This window comes from Alkalidesulfovibrio alkalitolerans DSM 16529 (genome assembly GCF_000422245.1).
In the GTDB taxonomy this organism is placed as follows: domain Bacteria; phylum Desulfobacterota; class Desulfovibrionia; order Desulfovibrionales; family Desulfovibrionaceae; genus Alkalidesulfovibrio; species Alkalidesulfovibrio alkalitolerans.
This window is the reverse complement of record NZ_ATHI01000010.1, coordinates 18,840-38,643: the sequence shown is the minus strand read 5'-3', so window position 1 is coordinate 38,643 and position 19,804 is coordinate 18,840. Positions and strand designations below refer to the sequence as shown.

Below are 19,804 nucleotides of genomic sequence, written 5' to 3'. Positions count from 1 at the left end.
CGGGCGAGACCGGCGGTCCGGATCAGTGGTTGTTGTCCGAGGCGGGGAAGGAGCGCACGGTGTCGCGCAGGGTGTTCGCGTCTACGGGTTTGACCAGATAGGCACTCGGCCCGGTCTTCTCGGCCCTGGCCCTGGTGTCGGGGTCGGAATAGGCGGTCACGTAGACCACGGGCACGTCGAAGCGCATTTTGATCCTGGAGCAGGCCTCGATGCCGTCCATGCCGCCTTCGAGATTGATGTCCATGAGCAAAAGATCGGGCGCGGGCTGGGCGTCAAGCAACGCCAAGGCGTCCTCGCCGCTGTGCGCGACGAGCACCTGGACTCCCATGCCGTCGAGAATCTTCTTATAATACAAGGCGATGATCTTTTCGTCTTCGACCAGGAGAACCTTCATCTCCGCCCCTTCCCTTGAAACCGGAAAGCAATACTATGTGCTCCCGTTTCCAGCGGGTCAAGTAGGAAATGCCGACAGAAGCGGAAAACGCGGGAAGGGCGGTCAGGCCTCGGCAGGGCCTTCGTCGGTCTCGATGTCGGCCGTGAAGCGGCATTTGGGGTTGGGGCAGGCGATGTGCTCGCCGCGCGCCTTGGTGGTCTTGCGCACCAGGACGGGAGAGCCGCACTCGGGGCAAGGCTGCGCGATGGGCCAGTCCCACAGGGCGTAGTCGCACCTGGGATACTGGTCGCAGGAATAAAAGACCTTGCCGCGCCTGGAGCTTTTCTCGACCAGCTCGCCCGGGCAGCCCTCGCGCGGGCATTTCACGCCCGTGGAGAAGGGCCGCGAGTGCGTGCAGGCCGGATACCCGGTGCAGGCGATGAAGCGCGAGCCCGTGCGCGAGGTCTTGACCACGAGGTCCTTGCCGCACTCGGGGCAGGTTCCCACCACGCGCGGCGTCTCCTCGCTGCGCGCGCTGACCACGATGGCTCCGGAGGCGTCGCGGGTGAATTCCTTGACGTTGCGGCATTCGGGATAGCCCGAGCAGCCCAGGAATTCACCCTTCTTTCCGAAGCGGATGACCATTTCCTTGCCGCACAGCTCGCAGACGATGCCGGTCTCTTTGCCGCTGCCCTTGACTCCGGCCATCTCGGACTGGGCCTTGTCCAGGGTGGGATAGAAATCGCCGGTGAAGGACTTGAGCAGCCGCACCCAGTCTTCCTTGCCCTCGGCCACCTCGTCGAGCTGCTCCTCCATGCGCGCGGTGAAGCCAACGTCCATGAGGGTCGCGAAGTGGGCCGCGAGCATGTCCGAGACCGTGGAGCCGAGTTCGGAGGGGGCGAAGCGTTTCTCCTCCAGCCGCACGTAGTCGCGGTCAAGCAGGGTGGAGATGATCGCCGCGTAAGTGGAGGGCCGGCCGATGCCCTTGTCCTCCAGCTCCTTGACCAGCGAGGCTTCGGTGAAGCGCGGCGGCGGCTGGGTGAATTTCTGTTCCTTGAGCAGTTTTTGCAGTTTCAGGGCCGTGCCCTTGGTCAGCTTGGGCAGGCTTTCGGGCAGATCGGCGGCGTCGTCCTCGTCGCGGCCCAGAATCTTCAGGAAGCCGGGAAAAAGCAGGCGCTCGCCCTTGACCTTCCACAGGGTATCCTCGGCCGCAATGGTGACCTGGGTGTCCCAAAAGCGCGCCGGGGCGGTCTGGGAGGCCACGAAGCGCTGCCAGATGAGGCGGTAGAGCTTGAAGAGGTCGGCCGGGAGTACGGCCTTGAGCCGCTCCGGAGTGATGGTCACGTCCACGGGGCGGATGGCTTCGTGCGCGTCCTGCGCGCCCGCCTTGGTCTTGAAGGCCCTCGGCTTGGCCGGAAGGTACTCCTCGCCCAGGGTGGCGGCGATGTGCGCCCGTGCGGCCTCGCGCGCCTCGTCGGCGATGCGCACCGAATCGGTGCGCATGTAGGTGATGAGGGCCACGATGCCAAGGTCGCCGAGTTCCACGCCTTCGTAGAGCTTTTGGGCCGCGCCCATGGTCTTCTTGGCCGAGTAGCCCAGGCGGCGGTTGGCCTCTTGCTGGAGCGTGGAAGTGATGAAAGGCGGCGCGGGTTCGCGCTTGCGCTCCTTCTCCGTGACTTCGGCGACGGTGAATTCCGCCGACTCGATACGTCCGGCGAGGGCTTCGGCTTCTTCGGCGGAGCCGATCTGGGCGGGCTTGCCGCCAACCTTCCACAGGTCGACGGTGAACGCGGGCGGCTCGTCTGCAGCCAACTCGGCCTTGAAGGGCCAGTATTCCACAGGCACGAAGGCCTGGCGCTCGCGCTCGCGGTCCACGATCAGGCGAAGCGCCACGGATTGCACGCGGCCGGCCGAGATACCGCGCTTGACCTTCTTCCAGAGCAGGGGGGAAAGCTTGTAACCCACGAGCCGATCCAGAATGCGCCGGGCCTGCTGTGACTCGAAGAGGCGGACGTCCAGTTCGCGGGGATGGGACAGTGCTTCGCGCACGGCCTTGGCCGTGATTTCGTTGAACTGGATGCGGCTGATGGTCTTTTCGGCCGCGGTCTTTTTCTTGCCGCCCGCTTCGCGCAGGATCTCGGCCACATGCCAGGCGATGGCCTCCCCCTCGCGGTCGGGGTCGGGGGCGAGGTAGATGCGCTCGGCCTTGTCCGCGGCCTCGCGCAACTTGCTCACGACCTTCTGTTTGCCGGGGATGACCTGGTACTTCGGGGCGAAGTCGTTGGCCTCGTCCACGCCCAGGTCCTTGGAGGGCAGGTCGCGAACGTGGCCGACCGAGGCTTCGACAGCATAGTCCTTGCCGAGGAATTTCCTGATGGTGCGGACCTTGGCTGGGGACTCGACGATGATGAGGTTTTTGGCCATGTCGAGCGCAGCTATAGACATGCTTCGTGGTCATGGCAAGGGGCGCTTGCCGCTGCAATGTCCCGTAAACGAAGCGTGCGGCCGTACTTCGGCTTCGTTTTCAGGCCGCGTCGCGCCCCTTGTGAGGCCGCGCCACACCAGCTATGGTGCCTCCTGAGCGAAATTTTCGAAAAGGAGATACAGGGGCGGAAAAGCTTTGGACGCGAACGGTTGTCCATTTCTGTCCTGACGACACCATGCGGCATGTTTTCGGCACCGTGGCCCTGATGGGCCCCCCCAACGCAGGCAAGAGCACGCTCATGAACCGCGTGCTCGGCGAAAAGCTGGCCATCGTCACGCCAAAGCCCCAGACCACGCGTAACCGCATCAGCGGCATCTGGACCACGGATGAGGCCCAGGTGGTCTTCATGGATACTCCAGGTCTGCACCGCCTGCGCGGCCGCATGAACCGCTTCCTGCTGCAGACCGCATGGGACGCCCTGGCCCAGGCCGACGCCGTGGCCGTGGTTCTCGACGCCGCGCTGTACGCCAAAAAGCCTGGCCTTTTCGACAAGGAGACCGCGCCTTTGCGCGAGCCTCTGGCCTCGGAGGCGAGGCCGCTCTTCGTCCTGGCCAACAAGGTCGACCTCGTGTCCGACAAGCGGGTCTTGCTCGCTGTCCTGGCGCGCATCGGTGCTCTGTGGCCAAAAGCGGAGATATTTCCCGTCTCCGCGACCCGGGGCGAGGGGGTGGACGGCTTTTTGGCGCGTCTTACGGCCTGCCTGCCCGAGGGACCGGCCATGTTCCCCGAAGACCAACTCTCCACGGTGCCGCTTCGCTTTCTGGTGGCCGAAATCGTGCGCGAGAAGGTTTTTCTGGAACTTTCCCAGGAGCTTCCCTACCAGACGGCCGTGGAAATCGAACAGTGGTCGGAGGAGGGGCGGCTGTTGCGCGTGGGTGCGCTCATCTGGACCGCGCGCGACAACCACAAGGGCATCATCATCGGCAAGCGCGGCGAACGGTTGAAGCGCATCGGCCAGGCCGCCCGCCTGGAAATCGAGGAAATGACCGGCATGAAGGTGCACCTCGAACTGTGGGTCAAGGTGCGCGAGGGCTGGACCGAGGATCCCGGATTTTTGCGTGGTCTGGGATTCGGGGAGTGAGCTGCGGCCGTGAGCGCGGCCGTTTCCGGGGAGGGTTCGATGCAAGCGCGAGAGTCTGAGCCCGTGACGCGGCTTTTGGCCGTGCGCGAGGAAATCGCCCAGGCGGCACGCCGGGCCGGACGCGATCCTGGGGACGTCCGGTTGGTGGCCGTCTCCAAGACTCACGACGCCGAGGCGGTGCGCGAACTGGCCCAGGCCGGGCAGCGCGACTTCGGCGAGAGTTACATGCAGGAGGCTCTGGCCAAACAGGCGGCTCTGCGCGACGTAGAGGGGCTTCGCTGGCACTTCATCGGCGGTTTGCAGACCAACAAGGCCCGCTTCGTCGTCGGGGCCTTTCACCTGGTCCATTCGGTCGACTCTCTCAAGTTGGCCCAAGCCTTGCATAAACGGGCCGTGGCGGCCCAGACCGTCCAAAACGTGCTCGTCCAGGTCAATTTGGCGGGTGAGGCGCAAAAGCGCGGGACCGGGGTTTGCGCGGCCGAGGACCTGGCGCGGGAAGTGGTTGGCCTTGCGGGGCTCAGGCTCTCGGGGCTGATGGTCATGCCGCCCTTTGCCGACGATCCCGAAGCGTCGAGGCCGTTTTTCCGGGCCTTGCGGGAGCTGCGGGACAGTCTTTCGAAGGAGTTGGGGGTGCCACTGCCCGAACTCTCCATGGGGATGACGGGCGACTTCGTCCAGGCCGTGGAGGAAGGGGCCACGCTCGTGCGCGTGGGGACTCGGATTTTCGGGGAGCGCCCCGCCCCGGCATGATGACGCGAGGCGCGACGGCGCCCTCGCTACACGGAAGGAACCGTTAGAGGAGTTCGGTTGCTATGGATCTGGCGACCATCATAGGTTTGGTTCTCGCGTTCGGCTTGGTGCTCTCGGGCATCATGGTCGGTTCCTCGCTGCTCGTCTTCGCCGACGTGCCTTCGGCGCTTATCGTTCTCGGCGGAACCATCGGCTGCACCCTGGTCAACTATCCCCTCAATAAGGTGCTTTCCGTCATCGGCGTCATCAAGAAGACGGTGTTCACCAAGGCCGAAAGCCCCTCCGAAATCATCGGCCGGTTCATGGAATACGCCAACCGCGCCCGCCGCGAGGGCATTCTTTCCCTTGAGCCGCTGCTCAAGGAAATCGACGACGACTATCTGCGTAAGGGGCTGCAGCTCACCGTGGACGGCCTGGAGCCCGCGACCATCGAGAGTATCCTGGACACCGAGGTTTCCTATTTGGAGCAACGGCACGAGGCCGGAGCCGAGATCGTCGGCGTCATGGGGGCTTTCGCTCCGGCCATGGGCATGATCGGCACGGTCATCGGACTCGTGCAGATGCTGCAGACCATGTCCGATCCGAGCACCATCGGCCCGGCCATGGCCGTGGCCCTCATAACCACCTTCTACGGCGCCATACTTGCCAACCTCGTCTTCTTGCCCATGGCCGGAAAGCTCAAGGACCGCAGCCGCGACGAACTCCTGACGCGCGACCTCATCAAGGAAGGCATCCTGGCCATCTCCAAGGGCGAGAACCCGCGCATCATCGAAGAGAAACTGAACAGCTTCCTGCCGCCCAAGCAGCGTCAGGTGACGCCGTAAAGGGGCCGGGTGTCATGGCCAGGGAGAGAAAGGCGAAGGGGGGAGGCGGCGGTCTGCCGGCTTGGCTCATCACCTTCTCCGACATCATGACGCTGCTTTTGACTTTTTTCGTGTTGCTCAACTCCATGGCCGTGCTCGACGAGCGCCGCAAGCTTGTGGTGCTCGGGTCCATCATCGGCACCTTCGGTGAGGGAACGCGCAGCTTCGACGTGCTCAGCACCCGCGACACCCGGCGGAGCATCGAGCCCGGCCCAATGGAGGACATCGGTGACCTCGAACCCCTCAAGCCCATGCTCTGGGAGGACCTCTCCAAGGACCTGAGCTTCGCGGAAAACCGCTTCGTGCAGATATTCTCCATCAGCTCCGACGTCCTCTTCGCGCCGGGATCGGTCACGCTGACCCAGCAAGGGGCCGACATCCTTGCCCGCGTCGCTCCGGTGCTCATGGACGCCGGGTTTCCCATCCTCGTCGGCGGGCACACGTCCACCCTGCGCGAAGAGCTTGGCGAGAGGTTCTCCGTGCAGGAGGAGAGGCGCGTCCTCGATCCTTCATGGAACATTTCGCTTGGTCGCGCCATGGCCGTGTACCGGCACCTGATCGGGTTGGGACTGCCCCCGGACAAGCTGCTTCTGGAGGCTTTCGGCCGCTATCATCCGCGCCACGACAACGCCACGCCGCAAGGCAGGCGGCTCAATCGGCGCGTGGACATCGTGCTGGACAAGCGCAATCAGCTCGAACCCAGGATTGAGCGTGTGCTGCCCGCGGCCCGCAGGACCCGCGATGACTACGAGGTTGGCGGCTTCGTGTTCGAAGTCGGCAGGCCGACCGCGCCGAACGCCACGGAGAACCGCTAGATGGCACGCAGGAAGCGCGCGAAATCGGGCGGACCGGCCCAAATGTGGCTCGTGACCTTCGGCGATCTGGTCACGCTGCTTTTGACTTTTTTCGTGCTCTTGCTCAGTATGTCGTCGATGGATCACAGCTTTCTCACCCGGATCACCGTCTTCACAAAGGATTTTGGTTTTCTGACCGACCGGGGCGCGGGCAAGGTGCCATCGCGGGTTCGCATGGTCTACGAGCTCATCGAACGTCCCCAGGACATGCTCCTGCCCAAGGATCGCATCAAGGATCTTCTCTTCCCCGACGACGTTCTGCCCGATATGATCGATAAGAAGACGTTGCAGGAGAATCTCGAAATCCTTAGTCATCCCGAAGGCGTGGCCCTGGTGCTTTCCGATCGCCTGCTCTTCGAGACGGCCAGCGCCCGGCTCGGGCCAGGGGCCGATGCGATTTTGACCCAGATCGGCTTCCTGCTCATGCTGAACGAGGCTCCGGTGGTCGTTTCCGGACATTCGGACAACGTCGGAGGCGCATCGGACTTCAACTTCGCGCTTTCGGGCGATCGCGCCTTTGCGGTTCTCGGCTTTTTCCTGGCGAAGGAGTTCGATCCCATTCGTTTTTCGGTTGCGGGCTACGGCCCCAACCAGCCCATGTACGACAACGAGACCGAAGAGGGCCGCGCCCGGAACAGGCGGGTCGAAATTCTCCTCAAGACGCACCCGCGCTTGGGCAGCTATTCTTGAGGCACGGGAGACACGGACAATGGCCGAAGAAGAACAGCAAGAAGCCCCGAAGAAGAAAAAGGGCCTCATCAAATGGATTGTCCTCGCCCTGTTGATCCTGGGCTTGGCAGGCGGCGGCTATTTCGCCTACGTCACGTTTTTCGCCTCTCCTTCCGGCGAAAAGGCGGGTGAGGCGGCCGCGCCTGCGCCCGAGAGTGTCAAGGGCTACAAGGATTTGGTCACGCTGCCCACCTTCGTGGTCAACCTGGCCGATCCGCTGGGCCGCCGCTATCTGAAGCTGGGCATGGACGTCGAAGTCGTCGACCTGAAAACCGTTAACGAACTCAAGCAGAACGAGTCGCGCGTGCGTGACGCGGTGATCCTGCTGCTTTCGAGCAAAACCTACAACGATATCGGGACAACCGAGGGGCAGATCCTGCTCCGCAAAGAGATTGTGGAGCGTCTGAATCAGGTTCTGGGCGGTCCCAAGGTGCTGCGGGTCTATTTCACCGAGATGGTCGTGCAGTAGACAGGGCCTACGGCCCTCCCAATGACGCCGGGCGTGTTCCGGCAGAACGAACGAGGTGCGGACATGGTTTCCGACGACATCGATCAAGACAAGCTCGCCGAGGAATGGGCCAAGGCCCTGGCTGACGAGCCCGAGGACGAGTCCCCCGAGACCGGCGAGAGCGGTTCCGGCGACGAGGCCGGTCTGGCCGACGAATGGGCCGCCGCGCTGGCGGATCAGGAAGAGACTGGGCTGAAGAAGGAAAAGGAGCAGGATTACCTCTCCTCCAAAAGCCGCAAGGCCGAGTTCAAGGATTTGACGCAGGAGGCCAAGGCGCCCCGTCACGACGGCTCCAAGCGCGACCTGGACTTCATCCTGGACATTCCCTTGGAGGTCTCAGCCGAGCTTGGGCGGACCAAGCTGCTGATCAACGAGCTTTTGCAGCTGGGCCAAGGGTCGGTGGTTGAATTGAACAAGCTCGCGGGCGAGCCGCTGGAGATCTACGTCAACGGCAAGCTCGTGGCGCGCGGTGAGGCCGTGGTCATCAACGAGAAATTCGGCATCCGGCTGACTGACATCATCAGCCCCATCGAACGGGTGAAACAGCTTGGCTAACGCCACCGAAACCGTTGTCTCGTCCGCGCCGTTCGCCACCGGTGCGGGCCCGGGCCTGGGTGACCTGATGACCGTGGGCGGAGCGCTGCTCTTGCTATTGGGCGTTCTGTACGCGGGCTTTTGGTTGCTCAAGCGTTACGGCCCGCGCGCCGGGCTCGGCGCTTCGCGCGGGGGGCTGAAACTCGAAAGCCAGTTGATGCTCGGACCGCGCCGCGGCGTCGCGGTGGTCCGCTTCTTGAATAAGAGGCTGGTGCTTGGGGTCACCGACCACAGCATCAACCTTTTACACGAAGTGGACGACAACGATGACCGCGACGGACCGCAGTCCTTCCAGAAAGCCATGGACAAAGCCGACCAGGGCGGGCCTTAGTCTTCTCGCCGCCCTAGCGGCGTTGCTCTTCGCAGCACCCGTCCTGGCCCAGGACATCCCCACCCTGACCATGACCCTGGCCGGCGGCCAGGCCGAGCCGGGCAAGGTCTCGCTGCTGCTCGAGATATTGTTCCTGCTCACCGTGCTCTCGCTGGCCCCCGCCATCATGTTGACGGTGACTTCCTTCACGCGGCTCATCATCGTCTTCCATTTCATGCGCCAGGCCATGGGCACGCCGCAGATGCCGCCCAACCAGATCCTGGCCAGCCTGGCCATCTTCATCAGCTTTCTGATCATGATGCCCGTGGGCAAGCAGATCCACGAACAAGCCTTGCAACCCTACATGGACGAGACCATCGGCTTCACCGAGGCTCTCGATCGTGCCCAGGTTCCGCTGCGCGAGTTCCTCTTCAAGCACACGCGCGAAAAGGACCTCTCGATTTTCTACTCCATCAGCAAGATCGAGCGCCCGCAGAACAAGGACGAGGTGCCGACCATGCTCCTCGTGGCCGCCTTCGTCATCTCCGAGATCAAGACGGGCTTCACCATCGGCTTCATGATCTACGTTCCGTTCCTGATCCTGGACATGGTGGTGGCCAGTATTCTTCTGGCCATGGGCATGATGATGCTGCCGCCGGTGATGGTCTCGCTTCCCTTCAAAATCCTGCTCTTCATCATGGTTGACGGCTGGAACCTCCTGGTGGGGTCCGTGGTCAACAGTTTCGCCTGAGGAGGCTTCGCATGACCCCGGAATTCGTGATTGGTTTCGCCCGCCAGGCCATCGAGCTGGCTCTGACCATCGCCCTGCCCATGTTGGCCGTGGGCCTCAGCGTCGGCGTCCTCGTCAGCGTGCTTCAGGCCGCGACCCAGATTCAAGAGATGACGCTCTCCTTCGTGCCCAAAATCGTCGCGATGTTCATCGCGCTCCTCATCTCGTTCCCGTGGATCATGAACAAGATGACGGCTTACACGCGTGAGATATTTATGAATTTTCCAAATTACATCAGGTAGTTCGCACGAAATGAGATAGGCCGGGCCGATGAGCGGCTGAGGTTGCTCGTGAATTCAATTTCGCGGGCCGGTCAAAAGGCTCCGGATGCAAGGCGCAAGAAAAGTTCACGGCCGACGCGTAGTACAGCCCGCGAGGGTGTGAACTTTTTGCGGCAGCACAGCGGATGGGACTTCTTCAACGGCCTGAGCCGCGCGGTTGCAAGGCCGCGCGCGCAAAGTGCGAGATGAGGATGGCTCCGGCCTGAGCCACGTTCAGCGAATCGAACCCTCCCGTCATGGGGATCGTCAGGCGCGATCCGCAGCGCTTGGCCACGCCAGGACGCACTCCCTGGCCCTCGTTGCCCAAGACGAGCACGGCCGGCAGATCGAGCCGCGCCTCGTAGCAGCTTGTCGCGCCGGGGCCGGTCGAGGCGCAATGGATTTCCAGCCCGTGCATGGCCAATGCGTCGAGCGCCTGGGCGAGATTCGTCACGCGGGCCACGGGCAGGCGCGAAAGCGCCCCGGCCGAGGCCTTGAGCGCCCCTGGGCCGAGCCGCGCAGCGCCGTGTTTGGGCAGGATCAGGCCCGCGCCGCCCAGTGCTAGCAGGGTCCGCGCCAGCGCGCCCACGTTGTGGGGATCCTGGACCTGGTCCAGGGCGACGATGAGCGGCAGGGGAGCCTTTTCCATGGCTGTAGTCAGGTCGTCGAGAGTGACGTTCTCCATGGGCGCGAGCAAGGCCACCACGCCCTGGTGCGGCCCTTTGTAGAGCCGATCGAGTTCGGCCTTTTCCGCCAGCTTGAAGCGGACTCCGGACGCGCGGCAGGCGTCGAGGATGCGGTCCGTGGGGCCGCCCTTGTGGCCGCGCAGGACGAGCACGTTCAGCACCCGTCCGGGCGAGTCGCGCAGGGCTTCTTCCACGGGGTGCCGGCCCGCGAGGATGGTCGGTTGTTCGTCATGAAAGTGTGGCGTGTCCGTCATGCGAGCTGTTCTACAGCAAACAGGGCCGGGACGTATACTGGTCACGTCGTGCTTGCCTCGGTTCGCGATTTAGGCTAGCAGAGGGCAGCATTCGGCCCGCACGCCGTGCTGTCCTAGTGGTGCGCCGCAACTGCAACTGAAGATACTAAGCTTGTAACATACCGGGTTGAAATGATTTTTCCAGAGCACACACGTTCGTTCCGCAACTCCGCGAAGGTCTGCGTCAGGCGCGGTTCTCTGCGTATCCTGATGGTCATCGCGGCGCTGCTGTTCGTCACCGCGTGCGCCACCCATACCGTCGGTCCTGATGCCCCCCCCGCGCAGGTGGCGAAAGCCTCCAAGGCCAAGCCGACCCAAGCCGACGCGCGCGACGGCGTCGATTTCAGCGCCGAGGAGGCTGCGGAGGCTAGCGATGACGCGCTGACCCCCGAGCAGCAGAAGGTTCTTTCAGCCGACGACGGCATTACGTTGACTCTGAGTCAGCGCGAGAACCAGGATTTCGTCAACTTCTTCAAATTTTTCACCGCGACCGACGAGAACGGGAAGTCGCGTCGCGGGCGAGTTTCCTTCGAACGCTGGCTCGAACGGGCCAAGATTTATCTCCCCTATGTCCGTCAGGTCGTGCGCGAGCGGGGACTGCCCGACGACGTCATCTTCCTGCCCTTCGCCGAGTCCGGGTACAACCCTTGGGCCGTCTCGCGCGCCGGGGCCGTCGGCATGTGGCAGTTCATGCCCTTCACCGGGCGCAAGTACGGCCTGACCGTGGACTGGTGGATAGACCAGCGTCGCGATCCGTACATGGCCACCCATGCGGCCATGGACTATCTGAGCGTGCTCTACGGGATGTTCGGCGACTGGCATCTGGCCCTGGCCGCGTACAACGCCGGCGAGGGCCGCGTCGGGAGGGCCATCCGTAACAGCGGCAGCGACGATTTCTTCGAGATTTGCCGTCTGGGAAGCCATTTGCCGCGCGAGACGCGTCAGTATGTTCCCAAGATTATGGCTATCAACAAAATCATCCTCCACCTCGAAGAGCTCGGTTTTGAGCCCATCGATTGGAACCATGATCCCGACATAGCCAGTCTGAACGTCCCCGGAGGCACCGATCTACTCGCCTTGTCCAAGGCCGTGGGACTCGACTGGTCCGAGTTCGAGGCGCTGAACCCGGCTTTTCGCCGCACTGTCAGCCCACCGGAAATGGAGACGCCCATCTATCTTCCCTCGGAGAAGGTGGCCCACGCCAACGCATATCTGGCCAAGCCCGAAGCGCGGCCGTTCGCGGGCTATGCGACCTATACCGTTCGCTCCGGCGACTCCTGGTGGGCGATCTCGCGTCGCCATCAGGTGCCCATCAACATCCTGAGGACGCTCAATCGCGGGCTGTCCAGCACGCTGCACCCAGGGCAGACAGTCATGATCCCCGCGCAAGGCGCGAATGCAAACATCGCCGCGGCTCCTTCCGGATCACGCGCCGCTCAGGCGGAATCAGCCGTGGCCAACGCAGAGTCCAGGACAGCCGCGACCCGGGCCTTGGCCGCCAAACGCTCCAACTACATCGTCAAATCCGGTGATTCCCTGTGGTCCATCTCCAAGCGCCATGGCGTGAGCCTGAACAGCCTGCTCGCAGCCAACGGCCTCTCCAATGGCAACAGGATCAAGGCCGGGCAGCGGTTGTACATCCCGGGCGCGGGCGAGGCCCAGACCCGTGAACAACAGGCGCGGGCCAAGGAAACGCTTTCCGAGATCACCTATCGTGTCCAGCAAGGCGACACTATCTGGGGCATCGCTCGCAAGTACAACGTCAATCCCTCCCATCTTCTCGCTTGGAACAGCCTGAACCGGAATTCCGTCCTGCGGCCCGGCCAGGAAATCCGAATCCGACTCCCGTAGTTCTCCGCGACGGGAGAGGTGCGCCCGGACCCTCTCGATTTCCATTCCTATCCATCTGAAATCATTAGTAATTTTTTCGCATATGCGATAAGGGTTGTTCTGTGTCTGATACGGTATTCATATTTAATAAATATTTGTATTCAAAATCAAAAATACAATGAGTAAAATTGAATATATTTTTGTAATACATACTGAATTTCCAATACGTCCTACTTGTAGTCTGGAATGTATGGCACTTGATTCGGACGCGGGCCGGCAGCCTGATCTTTCTGCATTTTTGTCGATATGAATCTAAAATGCTATGCATCACAGTATGTTGAAGAGACGAGGGGCGGGCGTGCGCATTGGCAGGTTCGAGCCAAAAGACCCGCGCACACTTATGCCGGGAAATGCGGGGAAACGGGTATTCCGGGGTGGCTTTTAGGTTCTCAGAAATCCCGCAAGGCTCGCAGACAGACGCTCCTGCCGAACTCTACGTCCATCTCGCGGCCGGTCCAAAGCCGGAACTGCTCGGCAGCTTGGCCGAGAAACATGGCCAACCCGTCAACGATGGTGCATCCGGCCGCCTGGGCCTGGCGCAGAAATAGCGTCTGCTGGGGATTGTAGACCAGATCGTAGGCGAGCATTCCGCTTTTGAACCACGACGCGTCATAGGGGCTGTTGCGTTCGAATTCGCCTTTCATGCCTAGAGGAGTCGCGTTGATCACGATATCCGCGTCCACTTCACCACGTACGTCCCACATCACGGCCGTGCAGCCGAACTCGTCGGCCAGACCTTGCGCGCGCGTGACGTCCCTGTTGCTCACGGCCACGTTCGCCACGTCCATGTCCTGAAGTCCGGCGATGGCCGCGCGTGCCACGCCTCCGGCACCGAGCACCAATGCGCTGCGGATGCTCCGTCCGAGTTCTCCGAGAGGGGCGCAAAATCCTATGATGTCGGTATTTTCCCCGTGGAGCCCTCCGTCGCGCCAATACAACGTGTTTACCGCCCCAATGCGCTGCGCTCGCAAGGATACCTCGTCGCACAGGCTTATAACCGGCTCCTTGTGCGGTATGGTCACGCTCAGGCCATGTACGGGCAACGCACGTACCGCCGCGACGACTTCTATCAATTTGTCCGGGGGCGTAGGCAGGGCAACGTAGGCGAACGGTAGCCCCATGTGCTGGAACATGGCGTTGTGCAGCGTCGGGCTCATGGTGTGGCCGAGGGGATGGCCGATGATTCCGCAGATTTTTTCAAAAACTAAAAAATTTTTTAACATACGTGCTTCCCCTGTTCTGTCAAATCAAACGATTAGTATTACAAGCTGAAGCTAAAATAATCGAAAGAAACTCGCGTGCTGAAGTCCATCTGTATGTCCATTGATGTCCGAATATCCCGTTTTGCCCGTATTGCGCCTTCGTATCGCCGTGATCCAAGGCCTGATCTTCCTCGACAGCATGCGTCAATTTGATATTTTCAGGCAAGCTTTTTATCGCCAGTAGGAATACTGTCTATTTTGCATACGATATACGCTCAGTTATGAAGCAACTAATTCACACCCTCTTATCCCCATGCGCTTGCTTCCGCTGAGACGGGACTTCTGTCCATCGCGTCATGGTCGACAGGTTGCAGCGGAGTGATTATGATTTCTTATTCTGGCAGGTTTTTATGTTTCGGCTACCAGTACTAATGTTCCAGACGGCATTTGATTGAAAGAAAAACTGACTGCATAAATATTCATTTTTCATTTTATTTTTGCCCATGAAATTGCCGTCAAATGTTTTAATTTAGATTTTCACTTGATTCATCCATAATTTTTACTAAATCAATTTTAGTTATTTATTTCAGAAAATTGTGATAGGAAGTAGGGTTCATTATTTTGTATCCTCTGTTCACTGTTGCCATCGAAAAGAATTGGTCCTTGCTTCCGGTTCCTCCGCCAATTTTGGAGTCTTGAAAAGCATAATTTTCAGTGTCGATTTTTTTCCAGATTTTGTTGGCAGTAGGGTTGAACCGTGCGCAGCTTCGGAGGGTTGGTCGATTTTCTTGTAATCTGTGAACCTGACGAATTTCAAATTGCTTTCGCCATCATGCGTTGCGCATAGGATGCTGCGCTGTTGTTATGCCCGGCCCGCCTCTCGCCGGGAATCACCCACGAGCCGCCCGTGGCGCAGTCCGATGTGAGCGCCATGCCGGCGCATCAGCGGCTTGAAATGATGTCAATTTTTTTGTATCCGTGCTCGAACATTCTGTCAAACAAAGGGTATGCGAATGGAAAGATGCGTGAAAACCGCCCGCATGGCGGAGGAGTTGGCCGGAACGAGCATGACCCGACTGGTCGCCGCACTCGAGGACTATGCTGCCCAGCGCAAAAGCGTGCTCTATCTGCGCGAGCACGGACAGAATGCCGCCGCCGAGAAGCTCCGCGCCAAGGTTGTTGCCGATCTCGGTCAGGCCGTTGCCGCCGTCATCGACGAAGGCTATGCCCGGCCACGCCGCACGCGCGGCAAAGTGGCCGAACAGGAGTAACGTTTTCTGTTATCGCCTTTCTCCTCTCTGCCGAGTATAGCGGGAGTCTGATCCCGGGGTTCTACGTACTTCTTCAGGCTGTTCATTCTGCCCAGCGCAGGATTCGGCCTCCATTGGAGGCATGCGAGAACATGACTTTCCGCCCAGCCTGATATCCTTCTGAAATCATGAAGATTCGCCATGCCGTGAAGGCCGCTCGCGTAAACCGTCTTCTGCCGCGTTTTTACACCAAAATGTAGGGTATGCCTTGCGCAGGCGGGCTCTCGCTGTTCTGGCCCTGTTTACAGGCCTATTCTGGCGCTGGCGGATTGATTCGCGGCCTGCCGCCCTGAAACGGTTTGGCGGCAGCAGCCGAGCGGAGGGTTTGGGCAAAAAAGACGGCGCGATCCGTACAGACCGCGCCGTTCCAACTTGGCATGGATGGAGTTTATCCGCGTCAAGCGGCGGCGCGCTCGGCGCCCGCCCTCAGCGCGGCTGCATTCTTGGGTATCAGGTGGCTGTAGTGGGCTGAAATCACGCTCGGCAGGCTTTCTTCCACCGAGTTGAGCGGGATGCAGCCCGTGGCCGCCACGTAAGCCCCGAGTGCGACCATGTTCACGAGCCTGGGGTTGCCCAGCTCGTTGGCGATGTCGTTGCAGGGCAGGGCGACGGTGCGCACACGGTCCTTCTCGATCAGCGCCGGGTCGATCAGCGAGGTGTTCACGACCTGCAATCCGCCGTCCTTGAGTCGGGGCTGGAACTTGTCCAGCGAGGGACGGTTGAGGATGATGGTGCTCACGGGCGAATGGATGATGGGCGAGCCGATGTCGTCGTCGGAGAGGACCACGGTGCAGTTGGCCGTGCCGCCGCGCATCTCCGGCCCGTAGACCGGGATGTAGGTCACGTTGAGCCCGGCGTGCATGCCTGCGTAGGCCAGCAGATTTCCGATGAGCAGCACGCCCTGCCCGCCGAATCCCGCGATGATGGCGTCCTGGTACATTACGCGCACTCCTCTTTGGGGGCGTCCTTGAACACGCCCAGGGGGAAGTAGGGGATCAGTTCGGCCGCGATGCGCTCGTTGGCTTGCACCGGGGTCATGCGCCAGTTGGTGGGGCAGGTGGCCAAAAACTCCACGAAGCCGAAGCCCTGGCCCGTGGCCTGGACCTCGAAGGCGCGGCGCAGAGCCTTCTTGGCCTGGCCCAGGTTCTTGACCGTGTTCACGGCCACGCGCGCGCAATACGCCACTCCGCCGAGTTGGGCGATGATCTCGGACATACGGATGGGCAAGCCCTGCGACTCGGGGCACCTGCCCGAGGGGCAGGTGGTGGTCTTTTGGCCCACCATGGTGGTGGGGGCCATCTGACCGCCGGTCATGCCGTAGACAGTGTTGTTGACGAAGACCACGGAGAGCCGTTCGCCCCGGTTGGCGGCGTGCACGATCTCGGCCAGGCCGATGGAGGCAAGATCGCCGTCGCCCTGGTAGGTGAAGACGAAATTGTCGGGCCGCGCGCGCTTGACGCCCGTGGCCACGGCCGGGGCGCGGCCGTGCGGCGCCTCCACGGCGTCCACGTCGAGGTAATTGTAGAGGAAGACCGAGCAGCCGATGGAACTGACGAGCAGTGTATCCTCGCGCAGCTTCATTTCGTCCAGCACCTCGCCCACCAGGCGGTGGATGGTGCCGTGCTGGCAGCCCGGACAGTAGTGTGTGGCCCGGTCGATGACGCTCTGGGGCACATCGAAGACGCATTTTTCAGTCATGATCCTATCCTCCCAGGCAGTCGCGGATGGGCTGCTCGAAGTCGTCGGGCATGGGCAGGTTGCCAGGCATCACGCCGAAGAAGGCGCTGTCGGCGTGGGGCAGCACGCTCAGACGCACGTCCTCCACCATCTGACCCAGGTTGTGTTCGATGGTCAAAAAGCGTTTGCCCTGCCTGGCGAGCTCGGCCAGGGCCTCGCTCGGGAAGGGAAAGAGAGTGATGGGCCGGAAGAGCCCCACCTTGAAACCGGCCGCGCGCAGGGTGCGCACAGCGCTTTTGGCAATGCGGCCGATGCTGCCGAAGGCCACGACCACGAGTTCGGCATCCTCGCACTGGAAGGACTCGAAGCGGATCTCGGCCTTCATGCGCTCGTATTTTTCCTTGAGCCGCAGGTTCTGGCCCGCAAGCGCGCCGTCTTCCAGGAACAGCGATTTGATGAGCCGCTTGGGCCGTCCCTTGGCGCCGCTCAGGCGCCAGGACGCGGCCTCGTCGGCCGATCGGGCCTCGGGCTTCCAAGCCGTCACGGGTTCCTTCATCTGGCCGAGGATGGCGTCGCCGAGGATCAGGACGGGGTTTTTGTAGGCGAATGCCAAGTCGAAGGCGGCGATGGTCAGATCGTAGGCCTCCTGGCAGGTGGCCGGGGCCAGCACCAGCGTCCGGTAGTCGCCGTGCCCGCCGCCCTTCACGGCCTGGAAGTAGTCGCCCTGCGAGGGGCCGATGTCGCCAAGGCCGGGACCGCCGCGGTTCATGTTCACGATCACGCCCGGGAGTTCGGAACCCGCCATGTAGGAGATGGCTTCCTGCTTGAGCGACATGCCCGGCGAAGACGATGAGGTCATGGCCCGTTTTCCGGCCGCGGCTGCGCCCAGCAGCATGTTCACCGCGCCGATCTCGCTCTCGGCCTGCACGAATTGCCCGCCTGCCTCGCAGATGGCCGTGGACATGAACTCGGGGATGTCGTTTTGCGGGGTGATGGGGTAGCCGAAGTAGCAGACGCACCCGGCGGCCAGCGCGCCGTGCGCGATGGCTTCGTTGCCCTTGATGAAGATGCGCTCTGCCATCACTTCTTCTCCTTGGCGGGCTTTTCGGTCTTGAAAACCGTGATGCAGTAGTCGGGGCAGACCTTTGCGCAGGAGGCGCAGCCCGTACACTCCTCCATGCGGCCTTCGGGCACTTCGGCGACCTTGTAGCCCATGGCGTTGAATCGCTCCGATTGCGCGATGATCTCCTTGGGGCAGACCACCGTGCACAGGAGACAGCCTTTGCAGCGTTCCTCGCGAATGACGATGCGCGACATAGTATGGACTCCAATAGGGCGGTATGGCCTTTCGGCCTAGAGGATGAGCATGGCGTCGCCGTAGGAGAAGAATCGGTATCCTTCCCGAACCGCCTGGTCATAGGCGGACAGTACGCGGGCTCGTCCGGCAAATCCCGATATCATGATTATCAGCGAAGATAAAGGGAGATGGAAATTCGTGAGCATGTGGTCCACGACCCTGAAGCGATAGCCTGGCGTGATGAATATGTCGGTGGACCCGGCAAAGGCCTGGATTTCTCCGCTCGCCTGGAAGGCGCCTTCAAGGGTTCTGGCCGAGGTGGTGCCCACGGCCAGGACCGGGCGGCCCTCCATCTTGGCGGTGCGGATCATCCCGGCTGTCTGTTCGGGTATCTCGATGTATTCCGCGTGCATGCGGTGCTCGCGCAGATCCTTGGCTCGTACCGGGCTGAAAGTGCCGTAGCCCACGTACAGGGTCACGAAGGCAAATTCGAAGCCTCGCTGGGCGAGCCGCTCCCTGATCACGGGGGTGAAGTGCAGTCCGGCCGTGGGCGCGGCCACGGAGCCGGTTTTTTGGGGGTCTGCGTAGATGGTCTGGTAGCGCGTCGCGTCCTCGACTCCGGGATCGCGCCGGATGTAGGGCGGCAGGGGGATCGCGCCGCACCGCTCCAGAACGACCGAGAGCTCGCCACGCCACGACAACTCTATCTCGTGGCGGCCGAATTCGCCCTTGGCCACGATCCGGGCCGCGAGATCCTCGCCGAAATGCACGGTCTCGCCGGGCCTGAGAGTCTTCGAGGCGCGCAGCAGGGCTTCGGCCCGTGCGGTTGTCCAATCGGACGCGCCGCCAGGACTTGGCCGGAGCAGAGGAGGGGGCGTTAGCAGGAGCATTTCGACCCGGCCGCCCGTCTCGCGCGCGCCCATGACGCGCGCAGGCGCCACGCGCGAGTCGTTGGCCACCAGCAGCGCGCCGTCTGGCAGGCGCTCGGCGAGGATGTCCGGCAGGTCGGCGAAACGCGCCGAGACAACCTTGTCCCGGCTGCGGTCGAGGATCATCAGCCGCGAGGCGTCGCGACGCTCGGCTGGGTGCTGGGCTATCTGCTCCTGCGGCAGTTCGAAGTCGTAACTTTCGAGGAGGAGATCGGCCTCGTCGGTCGTTGCGATGAGATCGGGTTTCATTGCGCTTTGTCGGAACCTAAGGTATCGACGGGCTTCAGTGGTTGCCCGACGAGCTGTTCGTGAAGGATTGTTCGTCGCGCACCCGCATAGCCCAACATGTGACGGACGACAAGGAGGACATCGGGCATGCAAGCGAAACGCGCGCTTCCCTTGGCGGCCCTGCTGGTGGCCGCTTTTCTGGTATTCCCTGGATGCACCCTCAAATCCACCACGCCCGGCACGGGCGGCCAGGGCGGCGATGGCGCGGGAGGAGAGGAGTATCAAGAGGTTCATTATTATTATGATTTCAACGACGTGCTCATCCATCGCGATCTGAAGTACGATTCCAAACGCTCCATGGTCATGGAGACCAGCGACTTCAAGATCGGTTTCCAGACTTTCAACGGGCGACTCGAACACCTCAGCCTGGTCAATTTCTTCATCGAGAACATGACCAAGGACGGCTGGAAGAACGTGTACGTCATGAAGGCCGAGACCTCGGACCTCATATTCGAAAAGCCACGCAAGCGCGCGGTCATCAAGGTTATCGACCAGAGCTTCACCAACACCCGCGTGGAGTTGCAGATCGTCGAGCTCAAAGTCCAGGCGGAAGAACGCCTGCGTTCCTCGCCGCAGGACAGCTCCCCGCCCTACGGCGGACAGCAACCCACGAACAGGACTCTGACCCAGTAGGT

At 61.8% G+C, this 19,804-nt stretch carries 22 protein-coding genes; 13 read left to right on the top strand and 9 right to left on the bottom strand.

Going from position 1 to position 19,804, the window contains the following annotated elements; all coding sequences use genetic code 11:
- Positions 1-22: 22 nt before the first annotated feature.
- Positions 23-394 carry a response regulator gene (locus DSAT_RS05890; RefSeq protein WP_020886679.1) on the bottom strand — a complete coding sequence of 124 codons (372 nt, stop codon included), beginning with the start codon at positions 392-394 and terminating at the stop codon, positions 23-25.
- Between the two features lie 102 nt (positions 395-496).
- A complete protein-coding gene (gene topA, locus DSAT_RS05885; RefSeq protein WP_040370877.1) occupies positions 497-2,797 on the bottom strand; it encodes a type I DNA topoisomerase in 2,301 nt (766 codons plus the stop codon).
- 236 nt (positions 2,798-3,033) lie between these two features.
- Between topA and era the strand changes: the two genes are divergently transcribed.
- From era to fliQ, 10 genes are all read left to right on the top strand, one after another.
- Positions 3,034-3,939 (top strand): GTPase Era, encoded by a 906-nt coding sequence (era, locus tag DSAT_RS05880; RefSeq protein WP_020886677.1) that lies wholly within the window; start codon positions 3,034-3,036, stop codon positions 3,937-3,939.
- Positions 3,940-3,978: 39 nt separating this feature from the next.
- On the top strand, positions 3,979-4,689 hold the full coding sequence (locus DSAT_RS05875; RefSeq protein ID WP_020886676.1) for a YggS family pyridoxal phosphate-dependent enzyme: 711 nt from the start codon (positions 3,979-3,981) through the stop codon (positions 4,687-4,689).
- A 62-nt stretch (positions 4,690-4,751) separates the two neighbouring features.
- Positions 4,752-5,513 (top strand): motility protein A, encoded by a 762-nt coding sequence (locus tag DSAT_RS05870; protein ID WP_020886675.1) that lies wholly within the window; start codon positions 4,752-4,754, stop codon positions 5,511-5,513.
- 14 nt (positions 5,514-5,527) lie between these two features.
- Entirely contained in the window at positions 5,528-6,367 is an 840-nt protein-coding gene (locus DSAT_RS05865) for an OmpA/MotB family protein (protein ID WP_020886674.1), read from the top strand.
- A complete protein-coding gene (locus DSAT_RS05860) occupies positions 6,368-7,096 on the top strand; it encodes an OmpA/MotB family protein (protein ID WP_020886673.1) in 729 nt (242 codons plus the stop codon).
- Between the two features lie 19 nt (positions 7,097-7,115).
- Positions 7,116-7,604, top strand: coding sequence for a flagellar basal body-associated FliL family protein (locus DSAT_RS05855; protein ID WP_020886672.1), 489 nt, complete (start codon positions 7,116-7,118; stop codon positions 7,602-7,604).
- Between the two features lie 63 nt (positions 7,605-7,667).
- Entirely contained in the window at positions 7,668-8,198 is a 531-nt protein-coding gene (gene fliN / locus DSAT_RS05850) for a flagellar motor switch protein FliN (RefSeq protein ID WP_020886671.1), read from the top strand.
- Positions 8,191-8,568 (top strand): flagellar biosynthetic protein FliO, encoded by a 378-nt coding sequence (gene fliO / locus DSAT_RS05845; protein ID WP_020886670.1) that lies wholly within the window; start codon positions 8,191-8,193, stop codon positions 8,566-8,568. Before fliN ends, fliO begins: the two co-directional genes overlap by 8 nt.
- The gene (gene fliP / locus DSAT_RS05840; protein ID WP_040370875.1) at positions 8,504-9,298 is read left to right on the top strand and encodes a flagellar type III secretion system pore protein FliP; all 795 of its coding nucleotides are present in this window, start codon (positions 8,504-8,506) and stop codon (positions 9,296-9,298) included. Before fliO ends, fliP begins: the two co-directional genes overlap by 65 nt.
- An 11-nt stretch (positions 9,299-9,309) precedes the next feature.
- Entirely contained in the window at positions 9,310-9,579 is a 270-nt protein-coding gene (gene fliQ, locus DSAT_RS05835; RefSeq protein WP_020886668.1) for a flagellar biosynthesis protein FliQ, read from the top strand.
- Between the two features lie 175 nt (positions 9,580-9,754).
- On the opposite strand, the gene rlmB is transcribed toward fliQ, so the two are convergent.
- Positions 9,755-10,537, bottom strand: coding sequence for a 23S rRNA (guanosine(2251)-2'-O)-methyltransferase RlmB (rlmB, locus tag DSAT_RS05830; protein ID WP_020886667.1), 783 nt, complete (start codon positions 10,535-10,537; stop codon positions 9,755-9,757).
- 171 nt (positions 10,538-10,708) lie between these two features.
- On the opposite strand from rlmB, the gene DSAT_RS05825 reads away from it, so the two are divergent.
- Positions 10,709-12,427, top strand: a complete 1,719-nt coding sequence (locus tag DSAT_RS05825) for a LysM peptidoglycan-binding domain-containing protein (RefSeq protein WP_020886666.1) — start codon at positions 10,709-10,711, stop codon at positions 12,425-12,427.
- Between the two features lie 428 nt (positions 12,428-12,855).
- On the opposite strand, the gene aroE is transcribed toward DSAT_RS05825, so the two are convergent.
- Positions 12,856-13,689: a shikimate dehydrogenase gene (gene aroE / locus DSAT_RS05820; protein ID WP_020886665.1), complete on the bottom strand. Its 834-nt coding sequence runs from the start codon at positions 13,687-13,689 to the stop codon at positions 12,856-12,858.
- Between the two features lie 1,004 nt (positions 13,690-14,693).
- On the opposite strand from aroE, the gene DSAT_RS05815 reads away from it, so the two are divergent.
- Positions 14,694-14,939, top strand: a complete 246-nt coding sequence (locus DSAT_RS05815) for a hypothetical protein (RefSeq protein WP_040370873.1) — start codon at positions 14,694-14,696, stop codon at positions 14,937-14,939.
- A gap of 436 nt (positions 14,940-15,375) precedes the next feature.
- Here the strand turns inward: DSAT_RS05815 and DSAT_RS05810 are convergent, their stop codons facing one another.
- From DSAT_RS05810 to queA, 5 genes are read right to left on the bottom strand one after another with little or no spacing between them, the layout of a single operon-like run.
- The gene (locus DSAT_RS05810; protein ID WP_020886663.1) at positions 15,376-15,918 is read right to left on the bottom strand and encodes a 2-oxoacid:ferredoxin oxidoreductase subunit gamma family protein; all 543 of its coding nucleotides are present in this window, start codon (positions 15,916-15,918) and stop codon (positions 15,376-15,378) included.
- Positions 15,918-16,676 (bottom strand): thiamine pyrophosphate-dependent enzyme, encoded by a 759-nt coding sequence (locus DSAT_RS05805; RefSeq protein WP_020886662.1) that lies wholly within the window; start codon positions 16,674-16,676, stop codon positions 15,918-15,920. Before DSAT_RS05805 ends, DSAT_RS05810 begins: the two co-directional genes overlap by 1 nt.
- 4 nt (positions 16,677-16,680) lie before the next feature.
- Positions 16,681-17,736, bottom strand: coding sequence for a 3-methyl-2-oxobutanoate dehydrogenase subunit VorB (locus tag DSAT_RS05800; RefSeq protein WP_020886661.1), 1,056 nt, complete (start codon positions 17,734-17,736; stop codon positions 16,681-16,683).
- Positions 17,736-17,972, bottom strand: a complete 237-nt coding sequence (locus DSAT_RS05795) for a 4Fe-4S dicluster domain-containing protein (RefSeq protein WP_020886660.1) — start codon at positions 17,970-17,972, stop codon at positions 17,736-17,738. The genes DSAT_RS05800 and DSAT_RS05795 overlap by 1 nt, the downstream gene beginning before the upstream one ends.
- Positions 17,973-18,008: 36 nt before the next feature.
- Positions 18,009-19,130, bottom strand: a complete 1,122-nt coding sequence (queA, locus tag DSAT_RS05790) for a tRNA preQ1(34) S-adenosylmethionine ribosyltransferase-isomerase QueA (protein WP_020886659.1) — start codon at positions 19,128-19,130, stop codon at positions 18,009-18,011.
- Positions 19,131-19,256: 126 nt separating this feature from the next.
- On the opposite strand from queA, the gene DSAT_RS05785 reads away from it, so the two are divergent.
- Positions 19,257-19,802, top strand: coding sequence for a hypothetical protein (locus DSAT_RS05785; protein ID WP_020886658.1), 546 nt, complete (start codon positions 19,257-19,259; stop codon positions 19,800-19,802).
- Positions 19,803-19,804 lie beyond the last annotated feature (2 nt).